Below are 19,562 nucleotides of genomic sequence, written 5' to 3' on the forward strand. Positions count from 1 at the left end.
ATTGCATGATGGTACCCATCTGGTATACCTTATATGGTTTTTCAATCCCCCCAAACAATCTAAGGATGTCTGACTACTAAAATCATTTGGAAACGAATCAAGTAACTTCTCCTGGATTGTTATCTCCTGAGGACTCGAGATTCCTACGGCTGAGAAAGGATCTATGCACGTATGCTTGAAATACGAGAAATCGTAACGAAATGTTTGAGGACTGTGATATGTTGGTTCGACACTCAGTCTGATGTCGGGGTAACCTCTGATCAAGATAGTCGTGCCATGGATCTGATGCGCGCGCTTCCCTTCATTGCGCTCCATGTTTCTGTCCTGACAGTATTTTGGGTGGGCTGGAGTCCTGTGGCTGTGCTGGTGGCCGTGTTGTTATATGGGATTCGTATGTTTGCGATTACAGGGTTTTATCATCGTTACTTTTCGCATCGATCATATCGCACGTCCCGGTTTATGCAGTTTGTCTTTGCTATCGTCGGATCGAGTGCGGCGCAACGTGGGCCATTGTGGTGGGCGTCAAATCATCGCATTCACCATGCTCGGTCTGATCAACCGTCTGATGTTCACTCGCCCGTCCAGCATGGCCTGTGGTGGAGTCACCTGGGTTGGTTTTTATCGTATCAACAGCTTTCTGCCCAGCATCAGCGGATCAAAGACTTTGCCCGGTTCCCTGAATTACGCTTTCTCGATCGCTTTGATGTGCTTGTCCCATTTATATTGGCGGTCGGTTTATTTTTCTTTGGAGAATGGCTAGGCGCTATTTCTCCAGGTCTCGAAACTAATGGATGGCAGATGTTGGTGTGGGGATTTGTTATTTCGACTCTTGCCTTGTACCACGGGACCTTCACGATCAACTCCCTTTCCCATCGCTTTGGCACTCGACGCTATCCCACGACAGACAATAGCCGAAATAATCCTTTCCTCGCGATCATCACGTTGGGCGAAGGGTGGCATAATAATCATCATTGGTATGCCAGCTCAGCCAGGCAGGGGTTTCGATGGTGGGAAATTGATATCACCTACTACCTACTGCTGGTGTTTGAAAAGTGTGGGTTGATTTGGGACGTTCGGCCAGTCCCGGCTTGGGTGCTGAATCAACAGAGTCGCAATTCGATGGGAGAGGCTTCAGATACTAAAAAGATTGCGGTATGAATTTCTCCTGTACACTCTTTTGATTGATTATCGGTGTATCCTTCGTCGTTGACGGACATGTGGTGAATGCCTGTTAGAAGCCTTTGTCTGTGTATGAAAGTTGCTAGCAGGGAAGCCCCGCCTCTCTTTCTGTTCGTGGGGCCTGGTTGACTCCTCCTGTTGTATTCTCTCCTTCCTTTATAGTCCCAATCTTCACATAGACCCCAGTTGGTTGTGAGTCTCCAACCAGGGTACATATGTGTCGTTGCGAGCAATGAATAACGATTATAGCGAAACCAAGTAACTTCCAACCGAATTTATATCATGGACACAGCGCAAACATAGAGGAAAGTTATGCCCGCCTGGATGCCCTGTATACGATTGACGGTTCAATAACGAAGGGTTATAGCGAATCCAAATACGTTCCAAACAGGAAAATACAACGAACTCAGCGCGGTACAACGTTTCCACCAGCGGAAGTTATAGCCGGTCCGGTTCTCGTTCGCTTATATGACGTGTGTAGTTGCGTCTGGTATGTGCTGTCAATTCGGCTAAATGTTTCATGATTTCGCTATAATTGAAACGGCTATAACCAGTATTCAGTGGATCGACATTTATAGCGAACCCAAATAACATTCCAGCCGAATTTACATCATCCACACAGCGAAAAAACACACGTCGTACAGACGGAGTATATTGGAACGGCTATAACTGATTCGGCATAACTGGAACGGCTATAATCAACCATTCGACTTTTAGTCGTCATCCTCTTCGTCATTTGAATCTGAAAACGTATTCTTGTCCAGTACGAGTGCTCTGGCGTTTATCGATTGGGTTGGTCGATTGTTCCCGTGGATGGGACAACAGGAATTGTCAAAGACCGCAATGAGCTGATTAATCTGTTCGCGCGATAGTTCGATGGGGGTTCGAAGGACATGCCATTTTACTTGTTCGGTACATGGAGGGGTTGTGAGTGAGCCCATGTAGCCAAAGTATCGTTGATCTTTGGGGAGAAGATCAGCAATGTTGACTTCTTCGGCTCCAACAAAATGATCTCCTTTGTTCATGACGGCATCCAAGTGATCGAAGACTGGCTTGAGGGCGACATTTTCTTGGCCTTCTTTGACTAGTAATGCGACCACTGCAAGTTGCGATGGATCGTCTTGCCGGCTGTGCACGATGTGAATTTCCACATCAAAGAGCGCGCCGTGTTCAAACGAATGTTCAGAAGGACTATGAAAGTGAAATTGCCGTACATCAAATACCGATCCGAATTTCGCGAGTCGTAATGTACTTCCTATTTCATACTCAACCTCTACCGTATGTCCGTTGTTGAGAATTTCAAGAGGTGTTTCATGGTATGAGAACTTCAGGTTTCTCTGATCTCGCAGTCTGACTCGTTCTTGACGGGGAGTGAGTTTTGACTGGCTGAGATCAACTGGCGATTGTTCTTTCCCGTTCCCGCAGAGGGGAGCAAGTGTATTCCACTGATCAGGAGTCACATCCGGAGACTCATAGCCAAACTCCATCCTCGCCTCCGCTTCAAGCGCTTCCATGGCATGAACTGTTGGCGATGTGTTGAGCCCAGTAAGTAGGGTCAACCCAAGTCCTAGGGTAATTCCAGCGCGTAACATTCCTCTTTGCATAACGTCTGCCTCCTCATAAAAGTATAAATGGGGAAAAATGCAATAGCCGTTTCACATCACTTTCAGCAGTTATTTCGCTTTGTGAATCGGAATGATTGAGTGGACATTCTTTGGATTCGCTGTTGTGTCATGGCTATCTGTATCTGTGTTTTGTAACATTAAACAACATAATTTACGGAACACTATAAGACGAGTATTCATCAAGACGCAGTTGTCCGTCGCAGTATTGTCCGGTTGAATGTATTTCAGCTATGTGGTGTCTGTGGAGAATTGACTCCACAAAAGATAGATGTCGAGGTTAGTTATTAGCCCTCTACATTTTTGGGGTGAGGCGGGTGCTTGTGAACTGTACGGACTTGATCCAAAATTGCGTGTTGCGCATTGCTGTGAAGCCTGTCAGGCATGGGGGGCCTCCTTTTGGGTGAATGATGAAAAATACTTGAATGATTATTGTAGGAATGTATGAAGAAACGTGACCAAAAGTGAGCAAGGGTTATGCCTTTCTCAGGCAATTTTTAATTCGGTTGTATATTCAAGGGCTTACACGTCATCGTCGACAAGTGGCTTGAGCATAGCCTTGTTGAGAGTGGAGGATTTTTCAGACACTTTATTCTGCCTATTAAAAGAAACCCTACACATGAAACCCAAGAGCGGATGGATTGAAGAGGAAAAGCCGGAAGCAATGAGTGAGAAAAGGTTGCAGTGCAACAAGACATAATAATTGTACCTTAGTATTCCCTGAACACGAGACGACTTATCTCTTGCAATTCGTACCTTCTATTCTTCCTGCCAATTGCCTTTCCCATCAATGCTGCCGTGTTGTGAATCCAAGTTTGGATCGCGAACCTTAATACAGGCTGAAATTCATTTTCAGCGTGGTCTCATGCTGCAATAAGTATGATGCCGACAGAGTCAACAATCTTTAACCACTACGGAGGCATCATGAATGATTCACGCATTATCAGGACGTGCCCTTTGCGGTATGCCGTAGGTCAATGATTCGTGGATGGTAACACTGGTCGTATCGAATTATTACCATGCAGTCTAAGAGCTAAGGCCCAGTGACAGACAAACCTGATTATTTGCTGGGTCGTCCAGATGTTCATTTCAATTCAATCAAGGAGAATTCTCATGACTACACGCATGATGTTTTTAGTTGTTGGATGTATTGTATTGAGTGCGCTTACTGTTTCGGCGCAATTTCGGGGAGCCGGGAGTGCCGATGTTCGAACTGTGTCAGCTGCTCAGGAGGCTATCGATGATTCTTGGGTTTCACTCACAGGGACGATTGTTCGCCAAGTATCCGCAGAGCGATATCTTTTCCAGGATGCCACTGGGACGATGATTGTTGAGATCGATCATGAGAAGTGGGGAAATGTGCAAGCGAATCCGCAAACGACATTGCACATTTCAGGCGAAATCGACAAAGAGTGGACGACGACCGAATTGGAAGTGGAAACAGTCGAGGTGGTCAATGCCTCAGGTCAAGGTCCCAGTCAAACCCAATAACCTCAAAGAGGAAACAATGTTTAAGGTTTCATGTCCTTCATCAATGTGGTGAAGGGCATGAAATCAAATTTTTTCAGAAATGAACTGTACGTCCTAGGCGAGAGTAATGTTCAAGTGCGACGTATACTTAGGAAATTTCAGATTGTTTCTATTAGAAGAATCGCTTGCCCCCTCTATATTCATGAATCGGGTTCATCGACAGCCGGCCATTCAAGGCTGGCCCTCACACCGCCTAGCGGAGAGTGGTGTAATTGCAGTGTTCCACCGTATAGGGCGACGATATCATGTACGATATTGAGGCCTAACCCATGTCCAGGTGTCGTTTCGTCAAGGCGGCGTCCACGCTGCAGTGCTAACGCCAACTGTTCTTCAGAGATCCCAACGCCATCATCTTCTACAATCAACTTCCACTGACCATTGTTTCGTTCACCATGAACTTCAACACGCGTTTGAGCCCATTTACATGCGTTGTCTAGTAAATTGCCGAGCATTTCCTCCAAGTCATGTCGATCTCCTTGAAACGAACAGTCTTCTAATCCGCTAAAGTGAATATGGAGGTTTTTGTCTTTGTAGAGATGATTCATGGAAAAACGCAAGTCTTCTGCCAATGGTGCCACGTTGATGCGAGTTCGTAGCAGTCCCCCAGCTCCGGCCGCTCTGGCTTTGGACAAGTATCGATGGATGGAGTCCGTCATACTTGAGATCTGGTCTTGGAGAATTTGCCGACTTTCCCCTTGAATTTCTCGTGTTTCATTATTGAGGACTGTCAACGGGTTCTTCAGTGCGTGAGCCAGATTGGCTGTCTGTGTGCGTGCCCGCTCCAGGAGTGCGGCATTGTGATCAAGCAGGGCATTCAGCTCGGATACCACTGGTTGGATTTCACGAGGAAAACTCTCGGGTAGCCGAGCTGTGTGCCCTGACCGGGTTTCCGTTAACGCAACTTTTAACTGTCGCAATGGTCGTAGTCCAAATCGAATTTGCAGTAGGACGGCACCAAGTAACCCGATGCCTAAGGCGGTCAGTGTAATCAGTAACATTTTAGAAAATTGCTGAACATCTAGATCAATATTCGATATGGGACCTGCCACAACAAAGGTAAAGTAGGCATTGGAGTCCGGAAGTGTCACTTTCTCGCTCAACGCGCGTAATTGACCTCCTGCAGGCCCAATGCTGTACTGATACTGTAAGCCGCTTCCTATAGCTGGATCGTTGGTTTGAATACGCTTATCCCAGAGCGAGCGCGATTTCGCTTCCAGTTTTCCATCTTTGAGAATTTGCCAATACCAACCAGAGAGTGGGCGATGAAAACGAAGATTGGAGGGGCTCCATGTCATCCGTAAGCGTCCGTCTTGTGGGGATATTTCACTGGCGGCTATATTCCCTTGAAGTTGATCAAAGAGAAATGCATCAAAGCGCTGTTCGAGGTGTGAGCGAAATAATTGGACGAGGAGGATATCGGTAGCAACAAGGGTTAAGATAACCCAAATGCTCGAGGTGAGAAGAAGGCGGAGTGTGAGGGTGTTACGTGTGTTCATCAAAAGTTGTGAGCTGATACCCTTTTCCTCGGTGTGTGGTAATAAATGACGTGCCGAGTTTTTTTCGTAATCGGTTCACGAGGACCTCAATGACATTGGAATCGAGGTCAAAGTCTTGGTTGTAAATATGTTCGGTCAATCGTGTTTTGGAGATGATGGCATTTGGATGGTGGAGAAAATAGGATAATGTTCTGAATTCTAGTGCCGTCAACTCAAGAGGAATGTTGTCAAGGAACACCTGTTGGCTGCTTGTGTCGAGTTTGACCGACCCCCATGTGATGACAGGATTCACCTGTCCCGTTGCGCGTCGGATTAAGGCTTCCACTCGTGCGACCACCTCTTCCATTTCAAAGGGCTTGGTTAGATAATCGTCTGCTCCTGCTCTCAAGCCGGTTACTTTTTCCCGCCAGGTATCTCGTGCGGTCAACACAAGAATCGGCATCATCCGACCTTCTTTCCGCCAGTGTTGTAAGATGGTTAATCCTTCCTTTTTGGGAAGACCAAGATCAAGTATGACGGCATCATACGATTCGGTCTGGCCGAAATATTCTCCATCCTCACCATTATGAGCAATATCCACGGCATAGGCCATTTTACTCAGGGCTTTTGCCAATTGTCTTGCGACGTGGTGATCGTCTTCGACGACAAGCACTCTCATGTTAGAAGACTCTTTTAGGAAGCATTCGGGCTGTCTCGTCGTCCTTTGACATTCAGAAGGTCCATGCTTTTGGCATCATACTCCACCTCAAGTACGTTCCCTTGAGGTGTGAGAAGTTTGACTTCATAGATCCAATGGGCGTCGTCGTCTTCTAACTCAATTTCAAGGATGATGCCATCGAACTCTTGATTGATTCTGGTCAAGAGTTGCTGAATTGGCGCAAACTCCGTTTTTAATTGCTCGTAGGGTAATGTCTTGTCTTCTGCGTAAGCAGGAAGAACGGACCATCCGAGTCCCACCGTTAGCACAATTGTCCATGTTATGAGCGTCAAGATAATTACCCATGTCACAAAGGATCTGTTTGAGTGTGCGCTAGGATTTTGTTGATATGTTCTCATATGTTCCTCCATACCATAAGGTCTCATTATATTTTAGACCTTATCAGAGAGAACCTTAAGCCAAGCTGAAAGATCACTTCAGCGTGCCTTAAAGCACTGTGGAGTATGGTGTATTCATGAATATCGTCACTCTTTTCAACCAAGGGGGAACTATGAGAACGGAATTTCATGAATGGGGAAGGCAACCTTGGCATTCTCCAGGGGAAATTGTTGAGGGGTTACAGCGACAGCATTATCATGTGTATGCCATTGAATGTGAAGATCACTGGTATGCGGTTAATGCCTATGATCCACAAGGGGCACAGGTCGAGTTAAAGGTGAATCCCAAAACGAGAGAAATCTTTAGCTGGATCATACGAAGTCCCAACATAAACAATCAAAAATTCGAGGAAGGATTATGGTTTGAGGAAGGAGTTGTGACTATGCCTGAAGCAACGGTTACGATCTCACAAGAGCTTGTTTGTCTATGAGAGACTCAAGGCGTTTCCGGATATGACATCGAGCTCGTCTCTGTGTGTTTAGAGAAGGGTGAAGAACCTGGACGATGTGTATACATTAGAGTATTCACGTCTCATGTTCTTTGGAATACTGTTGTGAGATTATGGGAAGCAATGGTGTTCCATTGTGCAAGCATATCACCCATAACGTATTGAATCTGGCATTATGTTTCCCCACAATACGTCATTCCTCAGTATTTGTTCTTGCCTAGATAACTCACAAAAAACTTCTTCGAAGTGTCATGACACTCTTCTGCAAAACCTGCCAAGCAGCATTGTGTGTTCGATTCAGGTGTTGTTGAGTCAATGATACACCGAAAGGTACACGGTGTCTGATTTTTTCTTGTCCCAAGGAAATCGATAGAGGGTTCGAATCTGGCTGGAATATTGTCCAATGTTGGCTTGTTGCCAAAGACCTTGTTCATAGTAGTGTTCATTGTCTGCATCATTGAGAAATCCTGCGTATTTCTCATCGGTAAAAAAACTCACGGCCCAACTGTTTGTCCACATCGGTTGACAGTGTTGGACATAGTCATCGACTTGATCGAGGAGCGCTTGAACTTGTTGAACATTGGCCATTATCGCTTCAGTGGTTCGAAGGAACAGGACATCATGATCTGGGGAAACGCGAATAAGGTGGATGCTGCGTGCGCGTGCACGGCATGCCGTCTTGTCGATGGGTGTGTGATCGGGTTCTCCTGCATCCCTTTTGGGTATCGTGATGCTGTTGGGTGCATGGGCGTCACAGACAAACTTTAATGAAGGTGGAGGGCAGTCCCAATTCAATTGTACCCCGAATGTTTGAATGTCGGACAGCAGAGAAGGTATCCGAGGGTTTAAGGCGATGGTGTCCTGGATTGATTCACCGGGAAGAAGCCGAACTTCTTGTGAGCCGACATCCCAGAAAACCGTGCGTTGTGTGATTGGGCTGTTGTCCGCATCTAGCCGAAGAGCTTTGAGCCACTTCGAGTCATTTGGGGGATTCCAGGGCAGATCATGAACGTCGACTGTGATGGGATTTTGACTGATATTCGTCAAATGGATATGCAGGTCATACTGTTGTGGCTTGGGCTTCTTTACAACAACCGTCATGGATAGTGGCAACCGAGGCTCGTCTTCCGAAACTGCGGCTGAGCTGATTGAGTGAAGTGGAATGACGAGGAGAAGCCAAAGGAAGAAAATTAGTTTGTGGCATAACAATAGGTGCATTGAAACGTTCCCGTACGTGTTCGTGGAGTTAATTTCCGACATCAAATCCAATTCCAAAAATTAATGCTTCATCCAGTTTTTTGTTGTTAAATAAGGGACGGCTGTTGAATCGAATATCATATTCGAAGGTGACATACATATATTTATTCAATTTTACCCGCAACCCTTGCCTTGAGTTGATACGAATTGCGGTACTTTGTTTCCCGAAGTCTTGAAAGCCTTGATGGTTTAAGAATACTTCTACTCCATTGGAGATAAGCCAGTATTTCCAGTCGACAGCCCACAGTCCCGTTGGATTCTGTATGGTTTTCCTGGATTTGAAATCCTGAAGTACATACCCTGGTCCGACAACGGCAGACAATGAATGCTCTTCGTCATCGAAGAATTGATAGCCTAAGCCGACGGTGGTTGAACTTCTCACCGTTAAATCTTGGAATGAGTCTTGTTCGAAGAGTTCATCAATATTCAAAAAGATTTTTTCTGAGACAAAGTAATCGTAATTGAGGTTCCCTCTGGAATTTCTGGCCGTGACGATGTCGTTTGCCTCGCCGTAGTTATATTGACCTCCAAACCCGGCACGGTGAGTTTTGCGAAAGCGAAAGGTCCAATCGGCAGACGCATTTACCGCTTGCGTAGAAGAGTTTCCGGCCGTTCGGTTTCCGCCGAGCGATGTATTGCCACTATACCGAAATACGGGCAGCGGATTAATCGAGGAGATCATTGCCATCGATATCTTTCGAAGCTGGACCTTCTCTTCTTTGGGGGTGACGATTTCTTCTGGGGCGACCATAATGACTTCTTCCGGGTCTGACGTAACCACGCTTCCCCGCAATCGCGAACCATCCACAAGTTCAATCGTTAATGGATTGGCAGAAGACAACCCTTCAATAACACTCCAGTCAAGGCTAAACTCACCTCCGTACGTTGTTCGAAAGATCAGATAGCCTTCTTCCATCCTCACGATGGTGCCGGTGATGCGGTCACCGTTGACAAACTGGACCTCATCCGCCCAGCTGACGTTCAGGTGCCCGAGCAGTATTGCGAAAACGAGCAAGAGCGGCCAGAGCGGTCTGTAGAATAACGGTAGTATCATGAGGCGGGCTTGTAGAAATGGGTTGCGGGATTCTTGGTCCTCAGAATCTTGCCGACTCAATACACAGATAGGTCGTGTATCTTGAGTATTTGCGTGCGTATCTGGTCTGACCCTCCATGTCTGAGCATGTTCAGTCATTGAATTCCATGGTTAGTAAGACATGGTGTGCGCTACAGTGTTTTGAATAATTGTCGTCTAGACATTCTCAAACAAGCCCTATTCGGCACATGCGAGCAATTTTTATGACCGGGCATAAGGAGAAATTTTCATTTTTCTTGCCCGTTTTCGCATCTCAATGGTGTCATGCCATGCTTGCATTGTGAGTAATTCGTCCATATCCAGATGAAAAGCCATTTCTAATCGTAGAGCCATCTCCGGTGACAGTGTGGATTTTTCATTGAGCAAATCTGACAAGGTTGCACGCCGCACGCCCAAAATAACAGCAGCTTTCGTTACACTCAAACCGTGTTCAACAATAACTTCCGTTTTGATGAACGCTCCCGGATGCACCGGATTTGCGACATTCTTTGGCCCAGCTTTTTTCATCGGTGATAATCCTCTATCTATAGATGTACTGTAGAACCGTACTATTGCAAGTTGTTGTTCTGAATTAATTCAGGAAATCTCAACACGATAGCGAATTCAATGAGTTACCATGAGAGGCCTAAACCATAAACGCTCAACAACAGTTTGTGCCTTCCTAGCTCTACTTCGAATTGCTGTTCTAACTGAATATCTAGATTGAAAAGACAGGTAATGGCTACGTTTTTCAAGAAAACGAGATGCTTTTGGAGTAGAGGAGCCCACAAGGTTCTTGCCAGATTGTTTTGCCTGAAACACCCGCTTGCTAAGCAAAGGTTGTGCGACAATTGTTAAATTGTATAAGAACCGCGCCATTCATTTTATGCCTACTGGACAAAAGAAATGAGACGATCTATTGCCGATGTCGAAGAAGCGGACTGATACACTCGAGGCCATCTCAAATGAGCGGATTGACTTCAATGATACTCCCAAATTGGATATGGAATCTTGGGGAAATGCGAAATGGGTTGAGCCGGATAAACCTCAATCACTGACCATATTGAAGGCCGATGGTTCTATCTGATGGAAGAGGAACGCTGCGCTTACTTCGACGCCTCCCTTGAAGAAGACCGCATTATCCGCACCTTCTGCTATACGCTACATGATAAGGGAGTACGGATTCCCAAAGCCTTAGTCTTGCAGCCCTCCAAAGTTGATCTCTCAGAAAAAGCGATCATAATCCGTTTGCTTAAAAAATGCGAGAAAATTTTATGGCAAGCGATTCCGGTTAGTGCTTCCTATCCCGATATCTTGGAACTGGCTCACGTCATCCTATTACAGATTTCTAAAGGTATCAGGCCATTTTCGGGAGGTGTGTAGCACCGCTAAATACGGATGGTATTTTTCTTAATGGAATACGCCAAGATATAGGGCAGGCTGGGAATAATCAGTTCTCGTGTTTTGGGGACCCGTCCGGTTCGGCCTAATTCGGGATGGTGTTCAAGCGAATTGGCTGAGGTTTCGATTTTGGTCAAGACCCGGTAGGCGGCGGGATCATCTGCGGCAATGGTGTGTCCGATCTCTTGTCGGTCGTCAACTGCTTCCTTGAGCCACACCAACTCCATCATGATTTGAACGATTCAACCATATCACTGACCTTTGAGCGGGAATAGAACTTTCCGCCCTTGTCGGCGGTTTTGAGCCGCTGTCGAATTCGTTGTTCCTGCCACTGATACACATCAAGATAATTCTCAATCGCCTCGCTAATCAGCCAGTTTCTTGATCGCTCGAAGTCTGCGGCAATTTGCTCCAGCTTTTTTTGTGTTTTGACGGGCATGCGCACCGTGACATTTCCGGTATCCTCAGTCATGATTATGTCCTTTCGATTGCAATGTATTCTCTTCCATTCATATCACCAAATCGATGCTTCTTCCAACAATATCTGGTAAATCGACAGGTTGCTTTCAGATTTTTTGCCTGAGGTTGATCGCTGAGACCGATCATATGCTTTTCGTGATGGTTCCTACCCCCCATGATTATGGCCCCTACCCTTATTGTGTGATTGAGGGTAGGTTAACCTTTGGCTCCTCCTCCGCTGTTAAATGAGAGTTCTCATTTCCCTGGGTTTAGCCTTGCTATTGAGTTTTATGACCATCTTGGCATGAGTTCTGGTCGCTTTTTTGGGCAGAAAAATCATGTGGCTGTTGTCCTTGAGCGCGGGTCCCTGGTTGAGGCCGATCGAGCTATTGGACGGGCCTATTATCGATTAGCGGATGAGTAGTTCTTTGAGGGATTCGCGAATGATGAGTTCGAGGCTTGGGTTATCACCCAGTTTTTCTCGACTTTGTTTGATGGCTTTCTGAACATCGGCTGTGCGATAGCCGAGGTTGGTCAATGCCGATTCGGCATCGGTTTGTAAGGAATCTTCGGCGGGGAGTTGTTCTCCGGGTAATGCATCAGCGGAAATATATTTGGCGACTTTGTCTTTGAGCTCGAGCACTATACGACTTGCGGATTTCTTCCCGATTCCCGGTGTGGAGGATAACTTCTCTACGTCGTTGTTTTGAATCGCCGCAAGAATGTCTTTCACGCTCAAGGTTGATAGCGCACTGAGCGCTAATTTAGGGCCAATTCCACTAATGCCGGTCAGTAAGGAAAAGGTTTCTTTTTCCGCCGGCGTCAAAAATCCAAAAAGTTGAATGGTGTCATTTCGTATGTGGGTAGAGATAGCGAGTGTGACTGAGTCTTTCAGGTGAGGAAGGGCAAAGTAGGTACTGAGGGCGATGGAGATTTCATAGCCCACGCCTTTGACATCAAGGATAACCGTTGACGGTGATTTCGAAAAAAGTTGGCCGGTGAGTTGTGCAATCATAATTTATCCGTTTCCAAGATATCTGCATGGCAAGGCGTGTTTAGCTTATCGTTGAAGGCGGAAAAAGTCTACGCAGCGTGACTTGGGAGCATCAGAGTTGGATTGGTCAAACTGAAGCGAGAGGAGGAAGAATTTCAAACTATACGGCGGAAGCAAGCTTTTCCATAATTTCATCTGAGATATCGAAATTGGCATGAACTTTTTGAATGTCGTCATGGTCGTCCATGATTTCGACAAGTTTCAAGGCTTGTTCTGCGGCTTTTTCGTCGAGTTGAATGTGGTTCTGTGGCAAGAAGGTGACTTCCGCAAAGGTCGCAGGTATTTCAGCATTTGTCAGCGCGGCTTTCACCGCTTCAAATTCAGTTGGTGCGGTGATGACTTCAAAAGATGATGGGCTCTGTTTCACGTCTTCTGCTCCAGCTTCCACGGCGAGAGTGAAGAGCCGATCTTCATCCACCTTATCCTGTTCGACAATCAGCAAGCCCTTTTTTTCAAACTGCCAGGCGACGGCGCCGGCTTCGGCCATGTTGCCGTTGTTTTTGGTAAACATGCTGCGGATTTCGGCCACGGTGCGATTTCGATTATCCGTCATCACTTCCAGGAGAATCGCCGTCCCGCCAGGCCCGTATCCTTCCAGCATAAATTCTTCGACCTCCATGCCGGGGAGTTCACCTGTGCCGCGCTGAATGGCACGTTTGACCGTATCGGCTGGCATGTTCACTTCTTTGGATTTGGCAATGGCTTGCCGGAGGGCGGGATTCCCATCGGGATCTCCTCCACTTCGAGCGGCGATTGAGATTTCTCGAATGACGCGCGTAAAAATTTTGCCACGCTTGGCGTCTTGTGCACCTTTGTGACGCTTGATTGTCGACCAATGACTATGACCACCCATAATGTTTTGCCTTAATCTCGAAACGGAAGCCCTGTCAGTGAAAGCCGTGTACCGTTGGTCATCTGCGCTGAAGTACTCGTATCTAGGAAAAAATTTGTATCATAGGGTTGAAGAAGGAGTCAATGTGAATGATAAGTGTAAATACATAGCTTTCTTGCCAGGGAGTCTCTGAGGCGTGGTTTGTCGATGTTGCTCTGGAAGACGTTGGAATTCAGGCATGGAAGACGCCGTTCATTGATTCATGGAAATGGAACTGTTAAGGAATGCCCATGCGCGTAATTTTTATGGGGACACCGGATTTTTCCGTGCCAACCTTGGCTACGCTCATTGATTCCGAGTATTCGGTCGTGGGGGTTGTGACCCAGCCTGACCGCCCGCGAGGCCGTGGGAAAACCGTGAGCCCTTCACCGGTGAAGCAATTGGCGATGACGCACAATGTTCCAATTCTTCAACCGGAAAAAATGAAGCATCCTGAATTCTTGTCTGCCTTGCAAGCCTGGCAACCCGATGTCATGGTGGTTGCGGCGTTCGGCAGAATTTTACCAAAGGTCATTCTGGATCTTCCTCCACGCGGCTGCCTGAATGTTCACTCTTCGTTATTGCCGAAGTATCGTGGCGCGGGACCGATTCAGTGGGCCTTGATCAATGGTGAAACGGAGACTGGTATCACGACGATGTTGATGGATGAAGGCATGGATACCGGACCGATTTTGTTGCAAGAAACGGTGCCGATTGAATCTGACGATACGGCAACGGAACTTTCTGACCGGTTAGCTCAGGTTGGGGGGCAGCTTTTGCTAAAAACTCTTCGTGTATGGGAATCCAACGATATAACTCCGACTGTCCAAGATGGCACCAAGGCCACCATGGCTCCAATGTTGCGAAAAGAGGATGGTGCGATTGCATGGACTCAACCAGCTACCACGATCCATAATCGGATTCGAGGACTTTCGCCATGGCCAGGGGGATATACCTTTTGTCGGCAAGACCGGCTGTCCATCTGGAAGACTGTCCCATATGACGATGATCCAGAGGTGACAACGTCTTCAGAGCAGCCTGGAACTATTGTCAGCGTGGGAAAACACGAGATCCTCGTAAAGGCTGGAAGAGGTGTGCTTGGGATTACGGAACTGCAAATGGCCAATCGAAAGCGTATGAATGTTTCGCAATTCTTAGCTGGCTATCCGTTAACGCCTGGCATGCGTTTCACTGCGCATCCCGAGAACTGAAGTCGATGAAGTGTCGTTGCGTTCCCTTTTTTATGGTGAGAAGAATTTGATTACCTCTAGGTGTCCTGGGCTTTTCTGGTAAGGAGTGTGATGATGACTGAGCGTGAACAGGCAGCGATTGACTCTATTCAACTTAAACTCAAAGAGCTTGAGCAGATTCACGCGAAAGCGTTGGAGGCGTTGAACGCGGTTCAAGGTCGAGACCAGGTAGTGAAGTGGAAAAAAGAGGCCTTAGATTCACTGAAGGGGAAAATTAGTGAAGCGGTTGAACGGCAATTAGCGAAAGATTGGCTTGAAACGTCGTATATCGTTGGAGATTTGTTTGATGAGTTATCCGATGATGTCGATATGTGTCGCCGACATCTCAATAAATTACTCAAAGACATTCAAGTGCATGGATTGCCTCATGAGGAGTAAGTCGGGCAGCAGACAGTCGATTCTGGCGTGCGAAGGACTCGAAACGCTATGAGTCAACGTGAAGATTTAATTGCCACTCAAAATGCGAGAGTTGCGGAAATCATACTTCAAGGTCATGAACAGTCTCCGTGGCATTATCACACCCAATTGACTGAGTTTGTGTTTTGCTTGCATGGCCACATTGAGGTTCATTGTGGAAATTCCTGACTCTCGAGTTTATTTAGCGCCTGGTGAGCGTTATGACGTCAAGGCAATGGTCGAACACCGGGTGGTCAATCCCTCTGCTGATGTCGCTAGGTACCTCCTGGTTCAACATGGAATCCATGACTTTATAGAAATGGATGTGCCTTCAAGTGTGCGGTGCTGAGTGCGATTCAACTCGTAGCGCTGTTCAAAAGGCGTCGCTACTTTTTCGCAAGAAGTGTTTTTCTCATGTCTTCATCTGTTCCTCCTTACCCTCGAAAGCGATTTGGTCAAAATTTTCTTGTCGATCAAAATATTGTCAAGAAAATTGTGGCTCGTGCAGCGATTTGTCCTGGAGAGACGGTCTTGGAAATTGGTCCAGGCCGAGGCGCATTGACTAGGGTTCTGTGCCAAGTCGCCTCGCGTGTGTTGACCGTTGAAATTGACACGGAACTTTTTCGGTATCTCCAAGACGATCTGACGTCGCATACCAATCTTGAGATGTCGTTAGGTGATGCCTTAGCCTACCCGTTTGAGACGCTTCCACCTGACACGGTGGTTGTCGCCAATCTTCCATATAATATTTCCACGCCACTGTTATTTAAGCTGTTTGACGCGCGTGCTTCGATTGACCGTATGATTCTGATGGTTCAACTCGAAGTGGCGAAGCGGCTAGTCGGAAAAACGGGAACGCGTGACTATGGTGTGCTTTCAGTCCTGGCTCAGTATTTTGCTGATGTTGAGTTAGCCTTTAAAGTCTCAAGAACCTGTTTTCGTCCAAGACCAGATGTAGAGTCGGCCATTGTGGAGTTACGTCTGAAACCGGCGTGCGAGATGGATCGTCCAGAGGACATTCAGCAGTTTGTGCGAGTCGTGAAAGCGGCATTCAGTCATCGACGAAAAACGTTATTGAATGCGATGCGTGATGCGGGAATGGTCTCCGATGTCCTGAAGTCGGTGTTTGAGCGGACGGGGATTCACGGAGGCCGTCGTGCAGAAACGTTAACGGTTCAAGACTTTCAGCGACTGGCTCACATGCTCTCACTTCCATAATCGTTCCCCTTTCCCTGAACTCTTTCATCCGGTCGATTTGTGCCGCGAAGGATAGGGGCTTGGAAAAGTTGGAACGCCTTTCGGTCTATGGTTTGTTTGCTAAAGAGAAACACCTATGCTAGGATTTATTGTATGAGTATCTTCCCTAGTACCGCCCGTTCTGGCAAGAAGGGCCGAAAGCCTGGAAATTCGCCGTTAATGGCGCAAATCATCGGGATTCTCTTGACGACGTTTGGGGTCTTGTCATTCCTGGGGGTTGCCTCGTTTCATCCCCATGATCCCAACCTTTTCGTTCAGCAAGATCCCTTTAGTTATGCTCCAGATAGTGCCGGGTTCCATAATTGGATTGGAAAGGTTGGATCCACGTTGGCCTTTGCCCTCATTAGCGTGATTGGTGGGGCGGCGTATCTGGCTCCTGTTTTATTAGTCATTTTAGGGCTTGGTGCCTGGGTGAAACAGGATGTTCAATTAAAAGTCCATCATGTATTAGGCGCCGTTCTGGCCATTCTCTCACTGAGTGCGCTCTTTCAGCTTCGGTTTCCTTCTGTTCCCACGTTCAGTGATGTGGCTGTGGGGCCGGGCATGGCTGGAGGGATCAGCGGGTATTGGCTTACGTTCATTTTAGAACAAAACTTTGCCTATCTCGGGAGTCATATTTTACTGGCGGCCGCACTCGTCGTCTCGCTGGTTTTGCTCGCGCCGACCTCTATTCCAGGAACTGCTCGTCGCCTGACGGAATGGAGCGGCTCCGCGAAAGACGCAGTACAGGAACGAATGGCACGCCGAGCCATTGAGCGAGAGCAGAACAAGGCTGTGAAACCCAATAAAGCTGTAAAAATTAATCGTTCTACGCCGATCCGTGGAGGGATCGGTGGGTTACTTAGCTTTAAAAAGACTGAAAAATCATCCGGTGAACTTTCAGCGAAACCTGAAGATGCTCCGATCGTTCATGACTCCGATGATGCGCTGAGTTCTTCTCCCCGACGCCCAGCCGTTCCCGTGTACGGCTCAGTTTCAAAAACCTATCGACCACCGTCTCCTGAAGATCTGCTCACGACTGTGCCGGGGCGTTCTTCCCGTCAGACTGATCAAGTGTTGGAAACGCAATCTCAAGTCTTGACTCAGACGTTGGAGAATTTTGGCATCGAAGGAAAAGTGACTGAAGTGCACCCAGGTCCAGTTATTACCATGTATGAGTTTGCTCCAGGGCCGGGCATTAAGGTTTCTCGGATTGTCAATTTGGCTGATGATTTAGCCATGGCACTCAAAGCATTGAAAGTTCGGGTGGTTGCACCGCTTCCTGGAAAATCGACAGTTGGCATCGAGGTGCCCAATCCGATCAGAGAGACCGTGTCGTTGAAGGACATGTTAACCAGTTCCGTCTTTGTGCGGTCGCAGGCAAGGCTCGCTCTTGCGTTGGGTAAGGATATCTATGGGCATCCTGTGGTCGCTGATCTGCGAACCATGCCGCATCTCCTCGTCGCTGGGGCTACTGGCGCTGGAAAGAGTGTTGGCCTGAATTGTATGTTGCTCAATATTCTCTTTACGGCACATCCGGATGAAGTCAAATTGCTACTGATAGATCCCAAGGTGCTTGAGCTTCAAGTGTATGATGGGGTTCCGCATCTCATTCGTCCTGTGATTACAGATCCAAAATCAGCGGCGCGAGGATTGACGTGGGTGGTGCAGGAGATGGAACGCCGCTACCGCATGTTGGCTGAGCATGGTGTGAGAAGTATTGATGCCTATAATCGGAAGGTTGCTGACGAGCTGCAGGCATCACGTTCGTCAAAGTCTGCGAAGAAGAAAGTGAAATCCTCCAACACGGAAGATAGTGAATTAACGTCTGATGATGCTACGGATGAGCCGTTGACGCATCTTCCATACATCGTGGTCGTCATTGATGAATTTGCTGACCTGATGATGGTCGCCCCCAAGGAAGTTGAAGACCGTATCGCGCGCTTGGCTCAAATGGCGAGAGCTTCAGGTATTCACCTTATTTTGGCGACGCAACGGCCTTCGGTTGATGTGGTAACTGGGCTGATCAAGGCGAACTTTCCGGTGAGAATTGCGTATCAAGTGTCTTCCAAAATCGATTCACGCACGATTCTGGATGCCAATGGAGCTGAGACGCTGCTTGGGAAAGGCGACATGCTGTACATGGCCTCTGGTTCTGGTCGCATCACTCGCTTGCATGGTCCGTTTGTTTCCGATGACGAAGTGCGAGAAGTGGTCGAATGGGTAAAGCAGCAGGCCGCACCGGTGTATGAAGATGAAGAATTTTTCTCGAATCAGGAGACTTCGCAAGATAATGAAGAGCGCGATGAAACCTATGAGCGAGCACGAGAGGTTGTGATGGAGTCTGGGCACGCCTCTGCATCGTTTATTCAACGACGTCTTCGAGTTGGCTATCCGAGGGCGGCTCGGATGATTGAACAAATGGAAGAGGAAGGTTTGGTGAGCGCGCCTGGGCGGGATGGGCGTCGAGAATTGTTAGCTCGTCAGGCTGTAATTGGAGAAGCCGGATGAAACGTGTCGTCTTGCTTGTCTTTCTCATGTTTCTCTGGAGTGACCATGCGATAGTCCTTGCATCGCTTGCAGAGGTTCAGGCTTTAGTCAAAAAGGTCGATGCCCGCTATCTCAAGACTCAGGATTTGCAAGCAGAGTTTTCGCAAGAAACGCAAATCGAAGGGTTTGACAGTCGACTGTCTTCGTCGGGCCGAGTGTTATTGAAAAAGCCGGGGTTGCTTCGCTGGGATTACCAGAAGCCTAATGTTGAACAAATACTTGTCGATGGCGATCACGTGATGTGGTATGTGCCTGAGCATCAACAGGTAGTCAAAGGGAATCTCACGCAAATGTCGGCTTCAAAAGCTCCACTGACATTGCTGCAGGGAGTTGGGAAGCTTGGTGAGCAATTTGATATTACGACTTCCTCTGATGACAACCCCGACAATGGTAAGCTTCCTATTGTTGTTCTCGTACCGAAGCTTGAAGATCAACCGACTTCAACCGTGACGCGTATCGAGTTAACCATCGAGCCCACGTCTCACCTCATCCGTCAGATTGTCTTGTATGAGAAAACGGGGAATATCTCGACCTTACAGTTCTCAAACATCCGCACGAATCAAGGACTTGATACGAACGTGTTACGATTAACGATGCCTGATGATGTCGTCGTCGTAGACGCACCAACTATGTAATCATGGACGC

22 protein-coding genes are annotated in these 19,562 nt (G+C 47.4%); 11 read left to right on the plus strand and 11 right to left on the minus strand.

Annotated elements, in window-relative coordinates:
- Positions 1–171 precede the first annotated feature (171 nt).
- Complete coding sequence (locus ACWHX8_RS01665) at positions 172–1,158, plus strand: acyl-CoA desaturase (RefSeq protein WP_447970237.1); 987 nt, start codon at positions 172–174, stop codon at positions 1,156–1,158.
- 734 nt (positions 1,159–1,892) lie between these two features.
- On the opposite strand, the gene ACWHX8_RS01670 is transcribed toward ACWHX8_RS01665, so the two are convergent.
- Positions 1,893–2,783, minus strand: a complete 891-nt coding sequence (locus ACWHX8_RS01670) for a carbonic anhydrase (RefSeq protein ID WP_447970238.1) — start codon at positions 2,781–2,783, stop codon at positions 1,893–1,895.
- Positions 2,784–3,914: 1,131 nt separating this feature from the next.
- Between ACWHX8_RS01670 and ACWHX8_RS01675 the strand changes: the two genes are divergently transcribed.
- Complete coding sequence (locus ACWHX8_RS01675) at positions 3,915–4,292, plus strand: NirD/YgiW/YdeI family stress tolerance protein (RefSeq protein WP_447970239.1); 378 nt, start codon at positions 3,915–3,917, stop codon at positions 4,290–4,292.
- A gap of 179 nt (positions 4,293–4,471) precedes the next feature.
- Here ACWHX8_RS01675 and ACWHX8_RS01680 read toward each other — a convergent pair whose 3' ends face one another.
- The 3 genes from ACWHX8_RS01680 to ACWHX8_RS01690 are packed head-to-tail and all read right to left on the minus strand — an operon-like array spanning position 4,472 to position 6,883.
- Positions 4,472–5,827 (minus strand): sensor histidine kinase, encoded by a 1,356-nt coding sequence (locus tag ACWHX8_RS01680; RefSeq protein ID WP_447970240.1) that lies wholly within the window; start codon positions 5,825–5,827, stop codon positions 4,472–4,474.
- Complete coding sequence (locus ACWHX8_RS01685; protein WP_447970241.1) at positions 5,814–6,485, minus strand: response regulator transcription factor; 672 nt, start codon at positions 6,483–6,485, stop codon at positions 5,814–5,816. Before ACWHX8_RS01685 ends, ACWHX8_RS01680 begins: the two co-directional genes overlap by 14 nt.
- A 14-nt stretch (positions 6,486–6,499) precedes the next feature.
- Positions 6,500–6,883: a PepSY domain-containing protein gene (locus ACWHX8_RS01690; protein WP_447970242.1), complete on the minus strand. Its 384-nt coding sequence runs from the start codon at positions 6,881–6,883 to the stop codon at positions 6,500–6,502.
- A gap of 152 nt (positions 6,884–7,035) precedes the next feature.
- Between ACWHX8_RS01690 and ACWHX8_RS01695 the strand changes: the two genes are divergently transcribed.
- The gene (locus tag ACWHX8_RS01695; RefSeq protein WP_447970243.1) at positions 7,036–7,353 is read left to right on the plus strand and encodes a PepSY domain-containing protein; all 318 of its coding nucleotides are present in this window, start codon (positions 7,036–7,038) and stop codon (positions 7,351–7,353) included.
- Positions 7,354–7,683: 330 nt separating this feature from the next.
- Here ACWHX8_RS01695 and ACWHX8_RS01700 read toward each other — a convergent pair whose 3' ends face one another.
- The 3 genes from ACWHX8_RS01700 to ACWHX8_RS01710 form a co-directional block, all read right to left on the minus strand.
- Entirely contained in the window at positions 7,684–8,472 is a 789-nt protein-coding gene (locus tag ACWHX8_RS01700; RefSeq protein WP_447970244.1) for a hypothetical protein, read from the minus strand.
- Between the two features lie 145 nt (positions 8,473–8,617).
- Positions 8,618–9,682: a DUF481 domain-containing protein gene (locus tag ACWHX8_RS01705; protein ID WP_447970245.1), complete on the minus strand. Its 1,065-nt coding sequence runs from the start codon at positions 9,680–9,682 to the stop codon at positions 8,618–8,620.
- A gap of 240 nt (positions 9,683–9,922) precedes the next feature.
- Positions 9,923–10,228: a HigA family addiction module antitoxin gene (locus ACWHX8_RS01710; protein WP_447970246.1), complete on the minus strand. Its 306-nt coding sequence runs from the start codon at positions 10,226–10,228 to the stop codon at positions 9,923–9,925.
- Between the two features lie 397 nt (positions 10,229–10,625).
- Between ACWHX8_RS01710 and ACWHX8_RS01715 the strand changes: the two genes are divergently transcribed.
- Positions 10,626–10,787, plus strand: a complete 162-nt coding sequence (locus ACWHX8_RS01715) for a hypothetical protein (protein WP_447970247.1) — start codon at positions 10,626–10,628, stop codon at positions 10,785–10,787.
- The gene (locus ACWHX8_RS01720) at positions 10,787–11,083 is read left to right on the plus strand and encodes a hypothetical protein (protein ID WP_447970248.1); all 297 of its coding nucleotides are present in this window, start codon (positions 10,787–10,789) and stop codon (positions 11,081–11,083) included. The genes ACWHX8_RS01715 and ACWHX8_RS01720 overlap by 1 nt, the downstream gene beginning before the upstream one ends.
- A gap of 5 nt (positions 11,084–11,088) precedes the next feature.
- On the opposite strand, the gene ACWHX8_RS01725 is transcribed toward ACWHX8_RS01720, so the two are convergent.
- Both ACWHX8_RS01725 and ACWHX8_RS01730 read right to left on the minus strand, forming a co-directional pair.
- Positions 11,089–11,331 (minus strand): type II toxin-antitoxin system RelE/ParE family toxin, encoded by a 243-nt coding sequence (locus ACWHX8_RS01725; RefSeq protein WP_447970249.1) that lies wholly within the window; start codon positions 11,329–11,331, stop codon positions 11,089–11,091.
- Positions 11,328–11,573 (minus strand): CopG family ribbon-helix-helix protein, encoded by a 246-nt coding sequence (locus ACWHX8_RS01730; protein ID WP_447970250.1) that lies wholly within the window; start codon positions 11,571–11,573, stop codon positions 11,328–11,330. Before ACWHX8_RS01730 ends, ACWHX8_RS01725 begins: the two co-directional genes overlap by 4 nt.
- Before the next feature lie 210 nt (positions 11,574–11,783).
- Between ACWHX8_RS01730 and ACWHX8_RS01735 the strand changes: the two genes are divergently transcribed.
- Positions 11,784–11,984 (plus strand): hypothetical protein, encoded by a 201-nt coding sequence (locus ACWHX8_RS01735; RefSeq protein WP_447970251.1) that lies wholly within the window; start codon positions 11,784–11,786, stop codon positions 11,982–11,984.
- Here the strand turns inward: ACWHX8_RS01735 and ruvA are convergent.
- Together ruvA and ACWHX8_RS01745 are read right to left on the minus strand one after the other, a co-directional pair.
- Entirely contained in the window at positions 11,970–12,575 is a 606-nt protein-coding gene (ruvA, locus tag ACWHX8_RS01740; protein ID WP_447970252.1) for a Holliday junction branch migration protein RuvA, read from the minus strand. The two genes, ACWHX8_RS01735 and ruvA, sit on opposite strands and share 15 nt — an antisense overlap.
- A gap of 139 nt (positions 12,576–12,714) precedes the next feature.
- A complete protein-coding gene (locus tag ACWHX8_RS01745; RefSeq protein WP_447970253.1) occupies positions 12,715–13,467 on the minus strand; it encodes a YebC/PmpR family DNA-binding transcriptional regulator in 753 nt (250 codons plus the stop codon).
- Positions 13,468–13,736: 269 nt separating this feature from the next.
- Here ACWHX8_RS01745 and fmt point away from each other — a divergent pair, with 269 nt between their 5' ends.
- The 5 genes from fmt to ACWHX8_RS01770 all read left to right on the plus strand — a co-directional run bounded on the left by fmt (position 13,737) and on the right by ACWHX8_RS01770 (position 19,552).
- Positions 13,737–14,696 carry a methionyl-tRNA formyltransferase gene (gene fmt, locus ACWHX8_RS01750; protein WP_447970254.1) on the plus strand — a complete coding sequence of 320 codons (960 nt, stop codon included), beginning with the start codon at positions 13,737–13,739 and terminating at the stop codon, positions 14,694–14,696.
- Between the two features lie 90 nt (positions 14,697–14,786).
- Positions 14,787–15,113 (plus strand): hypothetical protein, encoded by a 327-nt coding sequence (locus ACWHX8_RS01755; protein WP_447970255.1) that lies wholly within the window; start codon positions 14,787–14,789, stop codon positions 15,111–15,113.
- A 432-nt stretch (positions 15,114–15,545) separates the two neighbouring features.
- Positions 15,546–16,349 (plus strand): 16S rRNA (adenine(1518)-N(6)/adenine(1519)-N(6))-dimethyltransferase RsmA, encoded by an 804-nt coding sequence (gene rsmA / locus ACWHX8_RS01760; RefSeq protein WP_447970256.1) that lies wholly within the window; start codon positions 15,546–15,548, stop codon positions 16,347–16,349.
- Positions 16,350–16,481: 132 nt separating this feature from the next.
- Positions 16,482–18,878: a DNA translocase FtsK gene (locus ACWHX8_RS01765; protein ID WP_447970257.1), complete on the plus strand. Its 2,397-nt coding sequence runs from the start codon at positions 16,482–16,484 to the stop codon at positions 18,876–18,878.
- Complete coding sequence (locus ACWHX8_RS01770; RefSeq protein ID WP_447970258.1) at positions 18,875–19,552, plus strand: LolA family protein; 678 nt, start codon at positions 18,875–18,877, stop codon at positions 19,550–19,552. Before ACWHX8_RS01765 ends, ACWHX8_RS01770 begins: the two co-directional genes overlap by 4 nt.
- Positions 19,553–19,562: the final 10 nt, after the last annotated feature.

This window comes from Nitrospira sp. M1, assembly GCF_965152605.1.